General features: G+C 71.2%; 19 protein-coding genes and 1 riboswitch. Of the genes, 9 read left to right on the forward strand and 10 right to left on the reverse strand.

The features are described from left to right. Window positions 1-410, reverse strand: a 410-nt coding sequence (locus ABZS66_RS38785) for a (2Fe-2S)-binding protein (protein ID WP_354766747.1), incomplete at its 3' end; no start/stop codon positions are given. A 5-nt stretch (window positions 411-415) separates the two neighbouring features. Then, a complete protein-coding gene (locus ABZS66_RS38790) occupies window positions 416-1291 on the reverse strand; it encodes a xanthine dehydrogenase family protein subunit M (RefSeq protein WP_354766749.1) in 876 nt (291 codons plus the stop codon). A 180-nt stretch (window positions 1292-1471) separates the two neighbouring features. Between ABZS66_RS38790 and ABZS66_RS38795 the strand changes: the two genes are divergently transcribed. Continuing rightward, entirely contained in the window at window positions 1472-2323 is an 852-nt protein-coding gene (locus tag ABZS66_RS38795) for a fused MFS/spermidine synthase (RefSeq protein WP_354766751.1), read from the forward strand. Window positions 2324-2384: 61 nt separating this feature from the next. Then, the gene (locus tag ABZS66_RS38800; protein ID WP_354766753.1) at window positions 2385-3461 is read left to right on the forward strand and encodes a branched-chain amino acid aminotransferase; all 1077 of its coding nucleotides are present in this window, start codon (window positions 2385-2387) and stop codon (window positions 3459-3461) included. A gap of 78 nt (window positions 3462-3539) precedes the next feature. On the opposite strand, the gene ABZS66_RS38805 is transcribed toward ABZS66_RS38800, so the two are convergent. Together ABZS66_RS38805 and ABZS66_RS38810 are read right to left on the reverse strand one after the other, a co-directional pair. After that, complete coding sequence (locus tag ABZS66_RS38805) at window positions 3540-4739, reverse strand: hypothetical protein (protein ID WP_354766755.1); 1200 nt, start codon at window positions 4737-4739, stop codon at window positions 3540-3542. Between the two features lie 62 nt (window positions 4740-4801). After that, on the reverse strand, window positions 4802-5002 hold the full coding sequence (locus tag ABZS66_RS38810; protein WP_354766757.1) for a hypothetical protein: 201 nt from the start codon (window positions 5000-5002) through the stop codon (window positions 4802-4804). A gap of 181 nt (window positions 5003-5183) precedes the next feature. Between ABZS66_RS38810 and ABZS66_RS38815 the strand changes: the two genes are divergently transcribed. The 6 genes from ABZS66_RS38815 to ABZS66_RS38840 all read left to right on the forward strand — a co-directional run bounded on the left by ABZS66_RS38815 (window position 5184) and on the right by ABZS66_RS38840 (window position 11397). Then, on the forward strand, window positions 5184-5768 hold the full coding sequence (locus ABZS66_RS38815) for a VTT domain-containing protein (RefSeq protein WP_354766759.1): 585 nt from the start codon (window positions 5184-5186) through the stop codon (window positions 5766-5768). 85 nt (window positions 5769-5853) lie between these two features. Then, window positions 5854-5987, forward strand: a riboswitch (cyclic di-AMP (ydaO/yuaA leader). A gap of 13 nt (window positions 5988-6000) precedes the next feature. Beyond that, window positions 6001-7014: a hypothetical protein gene (locus ABZS66_RS38820; RefSeq protein ID WP_354766761.1), complete on the forward strand. Its 1014-nt coding sequence runs from the start codon at window positions 6001-6003 to the stop codon at window positions 7012-7014. A 540-nt stretch (window positions 7015-7554) separates the two neighbouring features. Beyond that, on the forward strand, window positions 7555-8553 hold the full coding sequence (locus ABZS66_RS38825) for a hypothetical protein (RefSeq protein ID WP_354766763.1): 999 nt from the start codon (window positions 7555-7557) through the stop codon (window positions 8551-8553). A gap of 155 nt (window positions 8554-8708) precedes the next feature. Beyond that, window positions 8709-9539, forward strand: a complete 831-nt coding sequence (locus ABZS66_RS38830; RefSeq protein ID WP_354766765.1) for a hypothetical protein — start codon at window positions 8709-8711, stop codon at window positions 9537-9539. Window positions 9540-9629: 90 nt separating this feature from the next. Beyond that, window positions 9630-10991, forward strand: coding sequence for an MFS transporter (locus ABZS66_RS38835; RefSeq protein ID WP_354766767.1), 1362 nt, complete (start codon window positions 9630-9632; stop codon window positions 10989-10991). Beyond that, window positions 10984-11397 (forward strand): MarR family transcriptional regulator, encoded by a 414-nt coding sequence (locus ABZS66_RS38840; protein WP_354766768.1) that lies wholly within the window; start codon window positions 10984-10986, stop codon window positions 11395-11397. The genes ABZS66_RS38835 and ABZS66_RS38840 overlap by 8 nt, the downstream gene beginning before the upstream one ends. Here ABZS66_RS38840 and ABZS66_RS38845 read toward each other — a convergent pair. Both ABZS66_RS38845 and ABZS66_RS38850 read right to left on the reverse strand, forming a co-directional pair. Then, on the reverse strand, window positions 11375-11602 hold the full coding sequence (locus ABZS66_RS38845) for a hypothetical protein (RefSeq protein ID WP_354766770.1): 228 nt from the start codon (window positions 11600-11602) through the stop codon (window positions 11375-11377). The genes ABZS66_RS38840 and ABZS66_RS38845 overlap by 23 nt on opposite strands. 173 nt (window positions 11603-11775) lie before the next feature. Then, entirely contained in the window at window positions 11776-13647 is a 1872-nt protein-coding gene (locus ABZS66_RS38850; protein ID WP_354766772.1) for a CHASE3 domain-containing protein, read from the reverse strand. Window positions 13648-13727: 80 nt separating this feature from the next. Between ABZS66_RS38850 and ABZS66_RS38855 the strand changes: the two genes are divergently transcribed. Further along, window positions 13728-14414 (forward strand): response regulator transcription factor, encoded by a 687-nt coding sequence (locus ABZS66_RS38855; RefSeq protein ID WP_354766774.1) that lies wholly within the window; start codon window positions 13728-13730, stop codon window positions 14412-14414. On the opposite strand, the gene ABZS66_RS38860 is transcribed toward ABZS66_RS38855, so the two are convergent. The 4 genes from ABZS66_RS38860 to ABZS66_RS38875 all read right to left on the reverse strand — a co-directional run bounded on the left by ABZS66_RS38860 (window position 14380) and on the right by ABZS66_RS38875 (window position 18319). After that, window positions 14380-14736, reverse strand: a complete 357-nt coding sequence (locus ABZS66_RS38860; RefSeq protein WP_354766776.1) for a response regulator transcription factor — start codon at window positions 14734-14736, stop codon at window positions 14380-14382. The two genes, ABZS66_RS38855 and ABZS66_RS38860, sit on opposite strands and share 35 nt — an antisense overlap. A 101-nt stretch (window positions 14737-14837) precedes the next feature. Continuing rightward, on the reverse strand, window positions 14838-16322 hold the full coding sequence (locus tag ABZS66_RS38865) for a DUF1996 domain-containing protein (protein WP_354766778.1): 1485 nt from the start codon (window positions 16320-16322) through the stop codon (window positions 14838-14840). 109 nt (window positions 16323-16431) lie between these two features. Then, window positions 16432-17265 carry a class II fructose-bisphosphate aldolase gene (locus ABZS66_RS38870; protein ID WP_354766779.1) on the reverse strand — a complete coding sequence of 278 codons (834 nt, stop codon included), beginning with the start codon at window positions 17263-17265 and terminating at the stop codon, window positions 16432-16434. Beyond that, entirely contained in the window at window positions 17246-18319 is a 1074-nt protein-coding gene (locus ABZS66_RS38875; protein WP_354766781.1) for a 1-phosphofructokinase family hexose kinase, read from the reverse strand. The genes ABZS66_RS38870 and ABZS66_RS38875 overlap by 20 nt, the downstream gene beginning before the upstream one ends. Window positions 18320-18430: the final 111 nt, after the last annotated feature.

Genomic DNA, 18430 nt, shown 5'->3' on the forward strand with positions numbered 1-18430 from the left:
CCGGTGCAGCGGCACAGCTGGCCCGAGATGGCCTCGCGGATCTCCGGCTCCGACGGGTCGGGGTTCTTGTCGAGGAGAGCGCGGGCGGTGATCAGCATGCCCGGCGTGCAGAAGCCGCACTGCAGGCCGTGGCACTGGACGAAGCCCTGCTGCACGGGGTCGAGGCCGGCGGCGCCCTCCAGGCCCTCGACGGTGCCGACCTGCTTGCCGTCGGCCATCACCGCCAGGACCGTGCACGACTTGACCGGTACGCCGTCCAGGGACACGGTGCACACGCCACAGTTGGACGTGTCGCATCCCCAGTGCGTGCCGGTGAGGCCGAGCTCGTTGCGCAGGAAGTGCACGAGCAGGAGCCGGGGCTCGACGTCGCGGGTGTAACTTTCCCCGTTCACCGTCACGGTGATCTGCATGAGTTTCAGGCCTCCTGACCCCGCGCACGGGCGGCCGCGGCGCGCAGCGCGCGCGTGGTCAGCTCGCCGGCGAGGTGCCGCTTGTAGTCGACCGGTCCGCGCTGATCCGCGACCGGGTTGGCGTTTTCGGCGGCGATCCGGCCCGCCTCGGCGAACGACTCGTCGGTCGCCGGCTTGCCGACGAGCGACGCCTCGGCCTCGCTCGCGCGGAAGTGCTCGGCGCCGACGGCCGCCAGGCCGATGCCGACCTGCTTGATCGTGCCCCCGTCGAGCCAGACGGCGGCGCCGGCGGCCGCGACCGCCCAGTCGCCGACCCGGCGCTCGACCTTGAGGTAGGCCGAGCCGCCGCCCGGGCGGATCGGCACGCGGATCTCGGTGAGCAGCTCACCGGGCTCGACCACGGTCTCGTACGGCCCGACGTGGAACTCGGTGAGCTTCACGGTGCGCGACCCCCGCGCACCCTGGATGACGACCGAGGCGTCGACCGCGGCGAACGCGGCGGAGAGGTCTTCGGCCGGATCGGCCTGGCAGAGCGAGCCGCCGACCGTGCCACGGTTGCGCACCAGCGGATCGGCGATCACCTTCTCGGCGTCGGCGAAGATCCGGTAGTGCTCCTCGACCAGCGGCGAGGCGAGCAGCTCGGCGTGCCGCGTGAGCGCGCCGATGCGCAGCTCGGCGCCCTCGACGCGGATGTACGAAAGCTCCGTGACGTCGTTGATGTCGATGAGCGCCGTCGGGCGGGCGAGACGCAGCTTCATCATGGGGATCAGGCTGTGACCGCCGGCGATGACGCGCGCGTCCTCACCCCACTGAGCCAGCAGCTCAAGGGTCTGATCGACGCTCGTGGCCTTCGCGTATTCGAATGCGGCGGGTACTTGCATCGCGCCTCCGCGTGAGGAGTGTGGGTCCCAGAGGTCCGGACACCGAGTCAAGAGTCGACCAAATCGTCGTCCTAAAGCGTGCACCGGACAACTCCGTCTGGGTATTTGTGATCTATACGTAGCGTAGTAGTCATTGTCCCGGACCAAGATTCTGACGGTGCAAGTTGCAAGATTGACGGCATGGGTGGGCGGAAGCGGGCGGCCGGCATCGTCGCGTCGATCGCTGGTGGTGTGGCGGAACTCTGCCCTGATGACGGGCGTCCGGGCCGCTGGACGCTGCTCATCGACGGTTACCCGCAGTCAGCGGTCGATCTCACCGACCCGCGCAGTCTCGACTTCGAGTACATGCGGCGCATCGCCTCCGTCATCGACGCGATGGCGCCGCCGGCCGCGCCGATGTCCGTGTTGCATTTGGGCGGCGGTGCGTTGACCTTGCCGCGGTATGTGGCGGCGACCCGTCCCGGCTCGGCGCAGCGGGTCGCCGAGCTGGACGCTTCCCTGATCGAGTTCGTTCGGCGGGAGCTGCCGCTGCCCCGCGGCGCCGACATCCGGGTGCGCGCCGCCGACGCCCGCGCCGTGGTGGAGACGACCGCCCCGGCCCGCTTTGACCTGCTCATCGCCGACGTCTACCGGGGTGCGCGGGTCCCGGCCCACCTGACCTCGGTGGAGTTCCTGTCGGCGGCCGCCCGGGTGCTGCGCCCCGACGGCCTCTACGTGGCGAACCTGGCCGACGGGAACGGCCTGGCCTTCGCCCGTTCGCAGGTGGCCTCCCTGCGGACGGTCTTCGCGTCGGTGGTGCTGCTCGCCGAGCCCGCGGTGCTGCGCGGCCGGCGCTTCGGCAACGTCATCCTGGTCGGGTCCGCGGTCGCCGGCCGCATCCCCGCGGCTGTGCTGGCCCGCGCCGCGGCGGCCGACCCGTTCCCGGCCCGCCTCGTCGACGGTGACGACCTGGATCGGTTGGTCGCCTCCGCGCGGCCCATCACCGACGCAACCGCGGTCGACTCCCCGGCACCACCGTCCGATCTGTTCTAGCTACCGTCCAGTCATCGGGATTCTCCTTAGGGATCGTTCAGGTTCCGCATACAGTCTCGGAATGCTTGAGTTCGAGGTTGTTCCCGCCGAGCGCCGCCCGGCCGAGGAGCGCGCGGCGCTGCTGGCCGATCCCGGGTTCGGCCGCGTCTTCACCGACCACATGGTCACCATCCGGTATGCGGAGTCCAAGGGCTGGTATGACGCCCGCCTGGTGCCCTTCGGGCCGCTGGCGCTGTCGCCGGCCACCGCGGCGCTGCACTACGGCCAGGAGATCTTCGAGGGCCTGAAGGCGTACGCGATGCCGGAAGGTGGGGTCGCGCTCTTCCGCCCCGACGCCAACGCTCGCCGCCTCAACACCACCGCGGTGCGCATGGCGATGCCCGAGCTGCCCGAGGAGCTGTTCCTGCGGGCCGTGTGGACGCTCGTCGAGGCCGACCGGGAGTGGGTGCCGGCGAAGCCCGGCCAGAGCCTGTACCTCCGCCCGTTCATGCTCGCCACCGACCCGTTCCTCGGGGTGCGGCCGTCGTCGGAGTACCTGTTCGCGGTGATCGCCTCGCCCGCCGGATCGTACTTCGCGGGCGGCGCCAAGCCGGTCACGGTGTGGGTGTCGAAGGACCTCACGCGGGCGGCCCCGGGCGGCACGGGCGCCGTGAAGACGGCCGCCAACTACGCCGCGAGCCTGCTGGCCCAGGCCCAGGCCCAGGAGGCCGGCTGCGACCAGGTCGTGTTCCTCGACGCGGTCGAGCACCGCTGGATCGAGGAGTCGGGCAGCATGAACGTCTTCTTCGTGTACGACGACGCGATCGTGACCCCGCCGCTCAACGGCTCGATTCTGCCCGGGGTGACCCGCGACTCGGTGCTGCGCCTGGCCGAGCACCTGGGCTACACGGTGGCCGAGCGTCCGTACTCGTTCGACGAGTGGCGCCGCGACGCCGAGAACGGCACCCTGCGCGAGACGTTCGCCAGCGGCACGGGCGTGGTGATCACGTCGATCGGCGCGGCCCGCACGCAGGACGGCGCGTTCACGATCGCCGACGGCAACGAGGGCCCGGTGACGACGGCCATCCGCGACGCCATCGTGGGCATCCAGCGCGGCCTGCGCCCCGACCCGTTCGGCTGGTCGGCCCGCCGCCCCTGACCACGTTCTGCACCGACATCGGCAGCCGGGCCACGGTTGCCTGATCGGCAGCCGTGGCCCGGATCTTCACCGCGCTGCCTACCGTTTGGCGGGGATGACGTCCTCCAGGTGCCGGCCGTTGACCGCGGCGCGGCGGCCGGCGTCAACCTCGCGCTTCCAGGTGCGGACGTAGTTGGAGGCGGTGAGCCGCTCGACGTCGTCGAGGTCGAGCAGGTCGCCGACGAACGTCGTCAGCTGCACCACGTCGCGCTGGTCGCCGGGCGGGATGTGCTCGTGCAGCAGCTGGTGCACCTGGCTGCGCAGCGATCCGTCCCGGACGATGGGCGGCGGGTTGAGCGTCGGCTCCTCGGCGATCTCGGTGATCTCGGCGACGGCCGACCGGCTGCGCGGCTTGCGCTGCGGCGGCAGGATGCCTTCGATCTCGGTCCGCAGCTCTCCGAGGGGCGAGACGCTGGGCGGCGCCGAGACCGGGATGACCGTCGCGGCCTCGGGCAGTGCGAGCTGCTCCTCGGTGTCGATGATCTCGGGCTCCGGAGGCGCGATCTCCCGCTCCCGGCCCGGGGGCTGCTCCACGACGCCGTTGGCGGCCAGCCGGGCCGGTGCCAGGTCGGCGGCGATGAGCGCGGTGAGCCCGTCGTAGTCGGCGCCGTTGGCGAGCCGCAGTGCGATCTCGTCGAGGTCGTAGACGGCGACGGCGATGTCGGCTGTCGTCGGGTCGACGGCTGAGCGGATCTTGCGGTGCAGCACCTTGGCGATGGCCGCCGTGCGCTGCTCCTTGCGCTTCTCGGCCCGGGCCGCGGCGAGGGAGGTGTAGAGGCCGAGCTTCGTGTCGGCCTTGGCGAGGTTCTTGGCGCGCAGGGTCATCCACGGGTGGCGGATCCAGTGGCCGACCACCTCGTACGCGGGTGTGGTCGGTGGCAGGTCGCCCTTGGCCCGCAGCCGGTCGCGGCGCTGGTTCTCGGTGTGCATGAGCCACACGAGGTACCCCAGGGCGGACATTCCGGCGAAGAACCCGGCGAGCAGCTTGTCGTCGTGGGCCATCCAGTTGAACGCGACCGCGAACGCGGCGATGAGCGCCGACAGGAACCGCGACGCGGTCGCCCGCTCGCCCAGCCGGCGCCGTACGTCGGCGTTGGCGAGCACCACGATGCCGCCCAGTTCGAGCGCGGCGACGGCCGGGATGGCCCAGATCAGCGGGATGCCGAGGGCCTGGACCGCGCCGGTCACCTGCCCGGCCAGTGCGACCAGCAGAACCACGACGTAGAACAGCTGGCGCATGTAGGAGGTGCGTCGAACGGTCTTTTGCAGGTCGGCGTCGTGTTGGCCAATGCCCGGCGTCGTCACCGGTTTCTCCCGTCATCCGCTGCGGGCAGCGGGTATCCCCGTGCCGCGAGGAACTCGGCCAGCGCGAGGTCCACGGAGCTCTGCACCGTGGTGTTGTGATCGATGACGAACCGCTGCAGCATCTGCTCGATCTCGACCCGCACCCGGGTGTTGAGCTGCACGCGCTCGAAGCGCGGCCGCTGCGGCGGCATCGCCACCGTCTTCTCTGTCGCGTCCAAGTGGATCTCTCCCGCTAGCCGTTTGCTAGCGGGGACGCTAGCAAAGCAACCGTCGATGGCCGAATCAGACACGCCGACCCTGGGGATGACCCCGGTCTCGGGGTCTGCTCGGGGTCGCTCCCTGATGTGCGGCAGATACGCTCAGCCATACCGTCCTTGCATGACCTTTCTCGAAGCGGTACCGGGACCCCTGCTGGGCCTCGCGCTCGGCCTGGTCATGCTCCTCGACGCGATCCCGCTCATCGGCATCCTCGTGCCGGCGGACGTCGCGATCCTCACCACGTCGGGCTCGGTCGACCCGTTCACCAGCCTCGGCTGGGTCGTCGCCGGGTGCCTCGCCGGCTGGTCGATCACCTTCTTCGCCGGGCGGTATCTCGGCGAGCGGTTACGCCGCGGCCGCTTCGGCGCGTGGGTCGGCGCCGAGCGGTGGGCCACCGCCGACCGGGTCGTCCGCGAGGGCGGCAGCCGGATCCTGGTGACCGCGCCATTCCTGCCGTTCGTCAACACGCTCGTCCCGCTCGCCGCGGGCGGCCTCCGGATGCCCTACGGGCGCTTCCTGCGCACCGCCGCGATCGGTTCGGTGCTCTGGGGCGGGCTGTACGTCGGCCTGGGCACGCTCGCCGAGCAGGTCGCCGGCGTGCTGCCGACCGGCAACCTCACGATGGTGGTCACTGTCGCCCTAGGGCTGACCTTCGGCTGGATCGCCTTGCTGGGCACCCGCAAGCTGGCTACCGTCCGTAGTTGAGTGGTAGGCATTCTCGGTCCTGCGCAATCCGGTGACGATTCGGTAATCTGAGCCCGGATTCGCCTGGCGGCGCCCCTCGGTGCCAGTGGATCCGCCGCCGAATCGGTTTCGACCGAGCCGGGGACCCACCGATTTCTGGGGTGAATCCGCATTCGCGGTAGGGCCACTGTTCCGTCCCGAACCCGTCAGCTAACTCGGTAGGCGGTGCGCGGAGGGACAGAAAGTGATCAATATGCGACGCCGGGCGGCACTCCTGCTGGCTGCGGTGCTCGTCACGGTGGGTGCGTGGGCCACGCCCGCGTCGGCCGCACCGGGCGATCCGACCGCGCCGCCGGACGAGGGCAGCGCCAACATGACGCTGGGCGAAAAGCTCGAGCAGGCCAACCGCGAGTTCCTCGACGCCCAGGCGATCCTGGAGACGTCGAAGAAGAAGCAGGCCGAGCTCGCCGAGCAGATGGCCGCCATGCAGCGCGAGATGGCGCCGGTGCAGGCGTCGGTCAATCTCATCGCCGCCGCCTCGTACCGCACGGGCGGCATCCGGATCACGTCGGCGCTCATCACCACCGACTCCCCCGAGCAGTTCATGGACCGGGCGGTGCTGGTGAACACCATCGCGCGGTACAACGACCGCCAGATCGCCCGCCTCAACAAGCTGCAGGCCGACCTCGCCGCCGCCAAGAAGGCGAGCGACGAGGAGGTCGCCAAGCAGCAGGCCCAGACCGACATCATGGGCAAGAAGAAGAAGGACGCCGAGACCGCCCTGACGAAACTGGGCAACGGCAGGGCCGACGGCTACGTGAACGCCAACTCACCGCTCGCCAACCCGGCCCCGCGCAACGCCGACGGCTCGTGGCCCGCCGAAAAATGCATCATCGACGACCCCACGACGACCAAGGGCTGCATCACCCCGCGCATGATCCACGCGGTGAAGGAAGCGCACGAAGCGGGATTCAAGCGATACTATTCCTGCTTCCGCCCGTCGGGCCCGTACGAACACCCGAAAGGCCGAGCCTGCGACTTCGCCGCCCAATCCAGCGGCTTCGGCGGCGTGGCCAGCGGCGGCGACCGAACCTACGGCAACAACTTGGCGGCCTTCTTCGTCAAGAACGCGAGCGCGCTGGGCGTGCTCTACGTGATCTGGTTCCGCCAGGTATGGACCCCGGCCGCCGGCTGGCACGCGTACAGCGGCGGCAACGGCGACCCGTCCAGCGACCATACGAATCACGTCCATCTGAGCGTAATTTGATGCTTTTCTGACTCGGGTCCGCGCAACGCACGACCGTCGCTCCCGCCAGACAACGCTCTTCTCGGCGCGACATTCGTCCCGCCGAGAAGACGCTGCCATCGCCGTCGTGCCAAGAACCCGCGGGCGGTCGCCCGCGCGGAAGGCCCGCGTGCCTGAGGACCCGCTCGGTCACGGAGCAGACGCGCCCAAACGGCGATCACGCGCCTGGCGTTCCATGATCGTGGGAAGCATTTGGCTGCTATGGCGACCACGAGTTTCCCTTGATCATGGGTGCGCAGCCGGCAGCCGTCGCGGGTGATCGGGCGATTCGCGGCCTGCAGCGCGGCGACGGATGGTGCGGCGTCGCGGTGGGTGGTGGTGGCGCGGTGTGGCCACGGGTGGCGGGCCGCCGGGTGGGTGCTCCCCGGGCGGTCCGCCTCGATCTTGGGTGCGGTGTAGTGGGCGTCACGGTCGTAAAGCGAACGTTCATTCTTGACGACCTCGGCTCGGGGTCGCATGCTCAAAGTGAACGAACGAACGTTCTTTTTAGGGAGACTTCCGATGGCCCAGCAGCACAGCGCAAGCCGGTCGCCGTGGCCCCGTGTCGGGGCGATCGTGCTCCTGCTCACCGCACTGCTCAGTCTCATCATGATCGCGTTCGCGTGGCCGGCCACCCGGTCGACCGTGCACGACATTCCGCTCGCCGTCGCCGGGCCGCCGCAGGCCACCGGGCAGGTCAAGCAGCAGCTCGAAGCCAAGCGGCCCGGGGCGTTCGACCTGGTCGCCGTCGACAGCACGCAGGAGGCCGAGCGGCTGATCCGGGAGCGGGAGGTGTACGGCGCGATCGACCTCACCAGCGGCAAGCCGCAGCTGATCATCGCCTCGGCCGCCAGCCCGGCCGTCGCGCAGGCGCTGCAGCAGGTCGCGGCGGGGCTTGACCAGTCCGCCACCGCCGTCACCGTGCGCGACCTCGTGCCGCTGCCGGCCGACGACCCGCGCGGGGCCGGGCTCGCCGCCGGTGCGCTGCCGCTCGTGCTCGGCGGGATCGTCGCGGCGGGGCTGCTCACCAACCTCGTCGTGGGCGTCGCCCGGCGGGTGGCCGGCGCGCTCGCCTTCGCGATCACGGGCGGTCTGGCGCTCGTGGGGATCCTGCAGTACTGGCTGGGCTCTCTCGGCGGCGACTACTGGGCCAACAGCGGTGTGGTGGCCCTGTCCATCGGCGCGACCGCGCTCACGCTGCTCGGGCTGGAGTCGCTGCTCGGCACGGCCGGGCTCGGCATCGGCGCCGGCGTGATGATGCTGCTCGGCAACCCGCTGTCCGGCCTGGCCAGCGCGCCGGAGATGCTGCCGTCGGGGTGGGGCGTGCTGGGGCAGTACCTGCCGCCGGGCGCCGCCGGCACCCTCCTGCGCAGCAGCGCCTTCTTCGATGGCAACGCCGCCACCCGGCCCGTCCTCGTCCTCACCGCCTGGGCCGTGCTCGGCCTGCTCCTGGTGGGCGTGTCGGTCCTGCGCGGCCGTCGGTCCGCCCCGGTCGAGGCGCTGGAGCCCGTCGCCGCGTGACGGTCGGCAATCCATGAGGCCCCGGCGGGTGAGCAACCCGCCGGGGCCTCACAGCCGGTTGCCAAGGAAGCCGGACCCTGGTGCCAGGCAGCGCCGGAATCGTTGCTGGCGAGCGGTTCCCGGAGCGGGCCGCCCGACAGCAAGGAGCGAACGCCATGAGCCGCAGCACCGACCAGTCTCCCGCCCCGGTCTGGGCCACCCCGGCCGAACCGGCCGCGCCGGCCACCGAGTCGATGCCGGGCCAGAACGGCGCCGCGGCGCCGACCTATGGCGCCCACGCGATGCCGGCCCAGAGCGGCGACGTGATGCCGGCTCACGGAGGCGACGTGATGCCGGCCTACGCAGGCGAGGCCCTGCCGTACGACGCGGGAATCGCCGCGTACGGCGCCCAACCACAGGCGACCCCGAGCGGCGGCGCGCCGTGGGCGGGTGGCGGCGGAGCGGCGCCGCCGTACCAGGCCGGTCCCGCGGGGACGCCGTACCCGCTCGGGCCCGCGGCCGCGCCGAAGAAGCACTCCAAGGTCAAGGCCGCCATCGTCGGCGTCGTGGCGGCGCTCGTGATCGGCGGCGGCGGGTTCGCGGTCATCCAGGCCGCCGGCGACAGCGGCTCCACCACGCAACAGCAGGCCGGCCCCGGCGGTCAGGGCGGCCCCGGCGGCATGAACGGCGTTCCGCAGGACGGCCAGGGCGGACCCGGCGGCATGGGCGGCGGGTTCGGCGGCGGCGTGAACGGGGCCCTGTACGGGGACTTCGTCTCGTCCGACGGCAACGGCGGGTACACGACGAAGCGCCTCCAGAGCGGCACCGTCACCGCCGTCAGCGACACCTCCATCACCGCCAAGAGCGCCGACGGCCACAGCACCACGTTCGTCGTGAAGGACAGCGCGGCCGTGGCCGACGTCGCGGCCGGCGACACCGTGACCATCGTCGGGACCGTCGACGGGGACACCGTCACGGCGACGTCCATCGTCGAGACCGGGCAGTGATCTGCGCCGCAAAGCCGAAGGACCGATATCCACCGGGTCGTTGCTTGTACGAACATAATAGTTGTGGTCGTACAAGCACGTCGCCGGCGGTTGCTCATTCTGGGGATCTGCTGCCTGAGCCTGCTGATCGTCGGGCTGGACAACACGATCGTCAACGTCGCGGTACCGAAGCTGCGCGAGGACCTCGACGCCTCACTGGAAGGCGTGCAGTGGACGATCGACGCCTACACGCTGGTCATCGCCAGCCTTCTGCTCATGGCGGGCGCGACCGCCGACCGGATCGGCCGGCGCCGGACCTTCCTCACCGGCCTCGCGATCTTCGTCACCGGCTCGCTGCTGTGCGGCCTGGCGCCGTCGCTGGGCTGGCTGATCGCGTTCCGTGTGCTCCAGGCGATCGGGGGCTCGATGCTCAACCCGGTCGCGATGTCCATCATCACCAACGTCTTCACCGACCGGCGCGAACGTGCCCAGGCCGTGGGCGTGTGGGCCGGCGTCGTCGGGATCAGCATGGCGCTCGGCCCCGTCGTCGGCGGGCTGCTGGTGCAGTCGGTCGGGTGGCGGTACATCTTCTGGATCAACATCCCCATCGGGCTGGCGGCGATCGTCCTCACCGTCCTCTTCGTGCCCGAGTCGAAGGCGTCCAGGCCCCGCCGGCCCGACCTGCCCGGCCAGGTGATCGTGCTGGTCCTGCTGGCGTCGGCCACCTACGCGATCATCGAGCGGGAGTGGATCGCCGGCGTGATCGCGGTTGCCGCGCTGGCCGCCCTGTTCGTGGTCGAGCCGCGACGGCGCGAGCCGCTCGTCGACCTGCGGCTGTTCCGCAGCCCGCCGTTCGCGGGCGCGACGCTGACCGCCGTGGCCGTGTTCGGCTCGCTGGCCGGGTTCCTGCTGCTCAACGCCATCTACCTGCAGGAGGTGCGCGGGTACACGCCGCTGCACGCCGGGCTGCTGACGCTGCCGGTCGCGGCGGTCACCGTCGTGCTCGGACCGCTGTCCGGACGGCTGGTGGGCAGTCGCGGGCCGCGGCCGTCGCTGCTGATCGGCGGGGTGGGCATCGCCGCCAGCGGGGTCATGCTGGCCGGGCTCGGGCCGCACACGTCACTGGCCTGGCTGCTGGTCGCGTACTCGCTGTTCGGCGTCGGCTTCGCGATGGTCAACCCGCCGATCACGGTGACGGCGGTGTCCGGCCTGCCGACCGAGCAGGCGGGTGTGGCGGCGGCGTTCGCGTCGACGAGCCGGCAGTTCGGCGCCATGCTGGGGGTGGCGGTGCTGGGCGCGGTCGTCTCGACGGGCCTGCACGGCGCGCCGATGGCGGAGGGGTTCGTGGCCGCGAGTCATGCGGCCTGGTGGATCGTGGCCGGCTGCGGTGCGGCGGTGGTGGTGATCGGTACGCTCACCACCGGGCCGCGGGTGAGGGAGCGGCAACTCGAACCGGAGCTGGCCGATGCCTGACACCGAAGCCGCGGCGCGGGCCTGGCGCGCGCTGCGGGCGCTCGTGCTGGATCAGTACGACCGCCGCAAGGAGGTCTGCGAGGCGCTCGGCATGAGCTTCGTGCGGGTCAAGGCCTTGCGCCGGATCGCCGGCGGCGCGGTCACGCTGCGCGAGCTGGCGGCGGACCTGCACACCGACGCGCCCTACACGACGCTGGTCGTCGACGATCTCGAGCGGCGGGGGCTGGTCCGGCGTGCGCCGCACCCGACCGACCGCCGGGCCAAGCTCGTCACCGTGACGGAGGCTGGGCAGGCGGCGGCGGCTCGCGCGGAGGGCTTGCTCAACGAGCCGCCACCGCCCCTGCTGGCACTCGACGCGGGGGACCTGGCGCAGCTGAACGACATCATCGATCGGCTGCGCCGCTGAGCGACGGCGCCAGAGCGCGGGCGCACAGTTCGCGCGCCCACTGAATCCGGTCCAGGGCGACGTCCGGACGGTCACCGAACACCTCGGCCGCACGGGCGTAGCACTCGTCAGGTCCGAGCTGCTCGAGCGTGCGGTCGACGGTCTCGCGAACCGCCTTGTCGTCGAGGTCGGAGGTCTTGGGGGCTTCGGAGACGAACAGTGCCATGCACAGCACCGGGTCGACCGGGCGAGTCGTCATGGTGGATCACCTGTTCAGACGGGGTGTGGATTACCTGTACCCACACTCGCTCGCCGCGTGATCCGGGACACCGACGCCAGCCGGATTCCCCGGCTGCGGGTTTCCGTACCCGCCGATACCGGCTGGCCTCCATAGCCGACTCACCCGCCATCACCCTCCTCGGAGGCTGTGACCAGCGGGACGGTGATGCTCAGGGTGGTACCGCTGCCCGGCCGGCTGGCGATGTGCAGGCTGCCGCCGATCGCGGCGACCCGGTCGGTCAGCCCGACGAGGCCGGTACCGGTGTCCGGGTCGGCCCCGCCGACGCCGTCGTCCTCGATGGCCAGCTCCAGCCGGCCGCGGACGACGGCCGCGCGCACGTTGATGAGGGTCGCCCGCGCGTGCCGGATCGCGTTCGTCAGCGCCTCGGCGACCACGTAGTACACGCCGACCTCGATCTTGGTGTCCAGCCGGTCCGGCAGCGCCAGCTGCACCTCCACCGGCACGGGCGAGCGCCGGCCGAGCGACTTGATCGCCGGTGCCAGACCTCCCTCGGACAGGATCGACGGGTGGATGCCGCGGGCCAGCTCGCGCAGCTCGTCGATCGCCTCGGACAGGTCGTCGCCGATCGTGTGCACGCGGTCCTGCAGGCCGTCGCTCACCTGGGTCTCGGTCGCGCGCAGCGCGAGCAGCAGCGCGATGAGCCGCTGCTGGGTGCCGTCGTGCAGGTCGCGCTCGATCCGGCGGCGGCTCTCGTCGGTCGCGGCGACCACGCGGGCCCGCGACGCGGTGAGGTCGGCGCGCGCCTGCGAGTTGGCGATCGCGCTGGCCACCAGGTCGGTGAACTCCGCCGCGCGCACCGCGTCCTGATGCTCGAGCGCGTGGTCGGAGGTCGACAGCGCCTTCAGCGCGCCCCACGTGCGGTCGGCGACGATGATCGGCGCGCCGATCGCCGACCGGATCGAGGTGTCGCCGAACTCCCGGGCGAGGAAGTCGGCGCTCTGGTCGCCCTCCAGGCGGACCGGCCGGCCGGAGAGCATCACCTGCCCGGCGATCCCGTGGCCCTGGAGCTCGACCCGGCCGAGGGGGATCCGGTGTGCGGGGTCGAAGCTCCAGCTCGCCACGACCGTGCCGACGTTCTCCTCCGCCTCGAACCGCACCAGTACCGCGGCGTCCGCACCGAACAGCTTTCCGGCCTCCTCGGTGACCGTGGCGAACACCTCGCCGGCCGGCCGCCCGCGGGCCGCCACGGTTGCCACCCGGCGCAGTGCCGCCTGCTCGGCCGCGACTGTGCCGAGCGTCTCGCGGCTGCGTTCCAGCGCGCTCACCATCGAGTTGAACGTCCGCTGCATCTTGCCGATCTCGACCGGCCCGTCGATGTCGATCCGCACGGTCATGTCGCCGCCGGCCACCTTGTCGGCCGCCGTCACCAGCCGGTGCAGCGGACGCACGACCATGACCGCGAGTGAGCGGGTCAGGACGGCCACCGCCAGCAGCGACGTCGCGAGCCCGGCGATGCCGGCGATCAAGGCCCGCTGGCCGGCGCGGTTCGCTTCGGCGCGCATGCCGTCGACGATCTTCCGCTGCGCCACGGTGAACTCGTCGAACTCCTCGCGCAGTGCGGCCACACTCTTCTGGCCGTTGGTGATGGATTGCGGGTCGATGTTCGTCGGGTCGGCGCCGTCGTCGGTGATGGCGGGGTCGGCGTACGTGTCGAGGTACGCGGTGACGTCGCTGTTGAGCGTGGCGACCCGTGCGGCCTGCGCCGGATCGCCCGCGACGGAGGAGGCGAGCTCCTGCTGGCGCAGCGGGATCTGCTGCTGCGCGCGGATCCAGGGCTGCAGCAGCGCGCGGTCGTGCGTGAGGGCGTAGCCGCGCCGGCCCGCCTCCACGTCGAGCACGAGGCGCTCGAGTGTGTTCGCGGCGGACACGGCTCGCTCGGCGCGGGTGACGACGAGGACGGAACTGCGCAGCTGGTACACCGAGAAGAGGATCGTGGCGAACGCGGTGCTGATCAGCAGGGTGAAGAGCACGCATGTCACCCCGAGCCGGACGGTCAACCCTCCGCGCATAGGGGGTGTCTACCCAGCAATGCGGGGATATGTTGGATTTGATGGCATTCGAAGGTAGTGCGGCGCTCCAGCTCCGGGTGGTGATCGCCGACGACGACGTCCTGCTGAGGGAAGGGCTGGCCAGCCTGCTGGACCGGCACGGCTTCAGCGTGGTCGGGCTCGCTGATGACGGCAACCACCTGCTCGAGCTGGTCGAGAAGACCTCGCCCGACCTGGCGATCGTCGACATCCGTATGCCGCCGACCCACACCACCGAGGGCTTGGCGGCGTCCCGCGAGATCCGGCTGCGGTTCCCGAGCGTCGCGCTGCTGGTCCTCTCGGCGTTCGTGGAAGTGGAGCACGCCATCGAGCTGCTCGCCAGTGGCGAGCGCATCGGCTACCTGCTCAAGACGCGGGTCACCGACGTCGAGGAGTTCCTGGAGACGCTGCACCGCGTGCACGACGGTGGCACGGTGGTGGACCCGGCCGTGGTGCAGGAGCTCGTCGCCGCGCACCGCCGGCGCGACCCGCTCGACGTGCTGAGCCCGCGCGAGCGGGAGGTGCTGGCGCTGATGGCGGAGGGCCGCTCGAACGCGGGTGTGGCCAAGGAGCTGTGGGTCACCGAGGGCACCGTGGAGAAGCACGTGCGCTCGATCCTGACCAAGCTCGACCTGCCGGAGACCGACGACAACCACCGGCGGGTGCTCGCGGTCCTCACGTTCCTCGAGGCCGCTTCAACATCGATGTGATCGTGCAGGCCGACAGCTGGTTCTTCGGCACGTAGCCGATCGCACCGCTGGGGCCCACGAGGTCCTCGATGTCGTCCGGTGCCAGGCTGGAGACCATGATCACCGGGCGCGGTGCCAGCTTGGCGGCGAGATCGAAGCCGCTCTCGGCGCCGAGGCCGACATCCACCAGTACCACATCTGGATCATGTTCGTCGATCACCCGCATCGCCTGCCGGCTGTCCGCCGCGTCCGCAACCACCGTCAGGCCCTGCGTGGTCAGGAGGCGACGCGCGCTGGCCCGGAAGCGCTCGGAGTCGTCGACGATGACGCAGCGGACCGCCATGCCTCAACCCTGCCAAGTCGAAGGGTGGTCTGACGTTGCAGCTAACGGGAAAGGCCACCCGTGGCGGCGGGTGGCCTTCCCAGCTCCTGCGTTCTCTCAAGCTAGAAGTTGCCGGCCGAGTTGCACTTGTACCCCTGGTCCAGGCAGTCCCGGACCCGCTGGGCGAGCGCCTCGGGCTCCCACGCGTTCCAGAAGTCCGCGTGCATCGAGTAGCCGGTGCCGGAGGCGAGCGAGATGCCCTCCGTGTTCGTGTTCAGCGGGTACGCGATCACGAACGACACCGACGGGATCGGCACCGGGTGCGACTTCGGGCAGGCGCCCGTGTGGTCGCCCCAGGCCATGTGCGCCTTGTGGTCCGGGCTGTCCAGGTGCACGCCGTCCCAGCAGTCCGGGAAGGTGATCTGCCGGACGAGCTCGGCGGTCTTGGCGCAGACCGGGTACTCGCCGTTGGCCGTGCGGCCGACCGCGCCGCCGATGCCCGCGCACCAGAAGTGGTTGCCCTGCTTGTCCGGGGTGTCGGTCTGCACCTTGGCGTCACCCGTGATCATGCGCAGGCCGAGCGGGAACGGCTGCGTCTTGCTCGGGTCCTTCAGGCGGGAGCCGTAGTAGACGGTCACCGCCTTCGGGTCGACGACGGTGCCGTTCTGGTACAGCGTGGGCACCCAGTACGCCGAGTGGTCCTCCTTCGGGTTGCAGCTGGTCGCCGCGCCGAACAGCGACTCCGTCGTGGACGCCGCGTTCGTCGTCTTGTTGCCGAAGAAGGTGTGGTTGTGCGACGCGCCGGCCAGGCCGGGGAAGACGATCGGGTCGTCGCTGCCGTGGTGGCTGATCGTGCACTGGGCGTTGAACTCCGGCACCTTCACCGGGTTGTTCGTGATCGGGCGCGGCTTGCGCGCGAAGAACGCCGCGGTGTCGGCGGCCTGCTTGGCCGGGTCGACGGTCGGCCACCCGGTGTTCGACGGCGGCGGCGCGGTCGTGGTCGTGGCCGTCGGTGCGGCGCTCGGCTTGGCGGAGGCCGTCGGCGAGCCGGGCACCGTCGCCGTCGGCGTGCGCTTGAACTGCAGCCAGTTGACGTTGATGAAGTCGTTCGCCTGGCTGCTCTTGAGCAGCAGGAAGACGGTCTGTTTGCCGGTCAGCTGGGTGCTGCCGACCGCGGTCTTGGTGACCCAGGTCTGCCAGCTGCCGGTGTAGCCGACGGCGTAGCTGGCCAGCAGCTCGCCGGTCTGCGAGCCGGCGCGCAGCTCGATCGTGCCGCCCGCGCGGCTGGCCGCGGCGACGCGCACGTTGGCGGTGAGAGAGCCGGACGTGCCGAGATCGATGCCGTCGTACCGCATCCAGTCGCCGTTGGCGAGCCAGCCGACGTTCTTGCCGCCGCCGGTGTCGCCGGTGTTCTCGGTGCGGGCGCCGTTCTGCGCGCTCCAGGCCTCGGCCTGGATCACGCCGGCGGTGTCGGCCTGCTCCGCTCCGGCGGTCGTGCTGATGACGACGGTGGTCGCGACGGCGCCCGCGACGGGCACGGTGAGCAGCGCCAGTAAGGCACGACGCCGGCCGGACCAGCGGCGGCGCGGCGGGGTCTGATCAAACATGGAGACGCCCTCCAGAAGGCATTCCGGTTGGTGGCGTGGCCGACCGTACGCACCTGGAGAGCGCTCTCTCAAGCGTTCCGGGGAGATCTAAGTGGAACGTAAAGGTGGTCTAAAGGAGGGTCACCACACGCAGTGCCCGCGTCACCGTGGCGGCCATCTCGTCGCGCGCCGGGCGCAGGTACTTGCGCGGATCGACCGAGGTCTGCGTCGCGAGCTCCCGCCGGACCGCACTGGTGAACGCGATGTTCAGCGCCGTGCCGATATTGATCTTCACGATCCCTTTGGTGACCGCCGTGCGCAGTTCGTCGTCGCTCACCCCGGACGAGCCGTGCAGCACGAGCGGCACCGGCGTCGCGTCGCGCAGTTCGGCGATGAGCGAATGGTCAAGCCGCGCGTCGCGGGTCGTCATCGCGTGCGAGGAGCCGACGGCGACGGCGAGTGCGTCGACGCCGGTCGCGGCGACGTACGCCGCCGCCTCGCCGGGGTCGGTCCGCACCCCCGGCGCGTGCGCGCCGTCCTTGCCGCCGACCTCGCCCAGCTCGCTCTCGACCCAGAGCCCCTGCGCGTGCCCGCGCTGCACCGCCGCGGCGGTCGCGGCGACGTTGGCGGCATAGCCGAGCTTCGACGCGTCGTACATCGCCGAGCCGAACCCGTTGGCCGCCGCCTGGTCGAACAGCTCGTCGCTCTCGACGTGGTCGAGGTGCAGCCCCACCCTGATCGACGCCAGTTCGGCGACGCAGCGGGCGGCGGCGGCGATCGGCGCGAGGCGCCCGTCGTGGAACCGCACGGCGTTCTCGCTGATCTGGAGGATGACCGCGCACCCGGCGGCCTCGGCGCCGCTCACGATGGCCTCGGCATGCTCGACGGTGATGACGTTGAAGGCACCGACGCCGACACCCCGGCGCTGCGCGTCGGCGACGATCTCACCGGTGGGGCTGAACATCTGCTTGCACTCCTTGCATGGTTCTGCGGAAGGTTTGGTACTGCGTGAGGTCGATCTCGCCCGCCACCGGCGCAACGACAGCGGCCGCGGCGAGCGCGGCGGCATCGGCAAGGACGGCGGCCCAGGTGGTCCCACCGTGGCCGTTACCGAGGCTTGCGATCGCGGCGTTGTCGGGGTCGTTGCTGCCTTCGCTTGCGTCGCCCGCGGCGACGCCGGCGTTGTTGCTGCCTTCCCTTCCGTCGCCTACGGCGACGCCGGCGTTGTCGGGGTCGTTGCCTCCCCCTCTGCCGACACCTGGGCCGACGCCGGCGCGGAGGCCGCGGGCGAGGGCGGCTACGCAGGCGTCCCCGGCGCCGGTGGGGTTGCCGATGACGACGGCGGGCGGCGGCACTCGCCAGACACCGTCGGCGGTGTGCGCGTGCAGGCCGCGGCGGCCGAGCGAAACGACAACGGCGCGCACTCCGGCGGCGATGGCGTCGGTCGGGTGCTGCCCGAGTGCGGCAAGTTCGTGTTCGTTCGGCTTCACGATGTCCGGCGCGGCCCCGACACCGTGGCGTAGCGGCTCGCCGCTGGTGTCGAGCACCGTCGGCACACCCCGCGCGCGGGCCGCGCGCACCAGGACGGCGTACGCGTCGTGCGGGACACCCTGTGGCAGCGACCCGCTCAGTACCACCGCGTCCGCCGCCGGCAGGAGCGTCGCGAAGTGGTCGAGGAACGCGGCCCACTCCGCCCCGGTGACCGTGGGCCCGGGCTCCCACAGCCCGGTCGCGTCGGTGGCGTCGACGATCGTCACCGTGCGGCGGCTGTCGCCGGCGATCGGCACGAACGCGGCGGGGAAGCGAACGAGCGCCTCGATGTGCGCGCCGGTCGGCCCGCCGAGCAGGCCCGTCGCCAGCACCGGCTCGCCGAGCGCGTGCAGCACGCTCGCGACGTTGAGCCCCTTGCCACCGGGACGCTCGGCGACCGTCCGCACCCGGTTGGTGGCCTGCGGAACGAGCGCGTCGACGGTGTACGTGAGGTCGAGCGCGGGATTCAGTGTCACGGTGACGATCACTGCCGGATGCTCGTTTCTGCGCGAATCGCGCTCTTACGAATGCAAAGCGACTGCTTATACTGTCCAAACGAGCACTGCTGCTGCATCAGCCTTGATGTATCAAGCCTGATG

It is taken from the genome of Dactylosporangium sp. NPDC005572 (assembly GCF_040605515.1).
Classification (GTDB): Bacteria; Actinomycetota; Actinomycetes; order Mycobacteriales; family Micromonosporaceae; genus Dactylosporangium.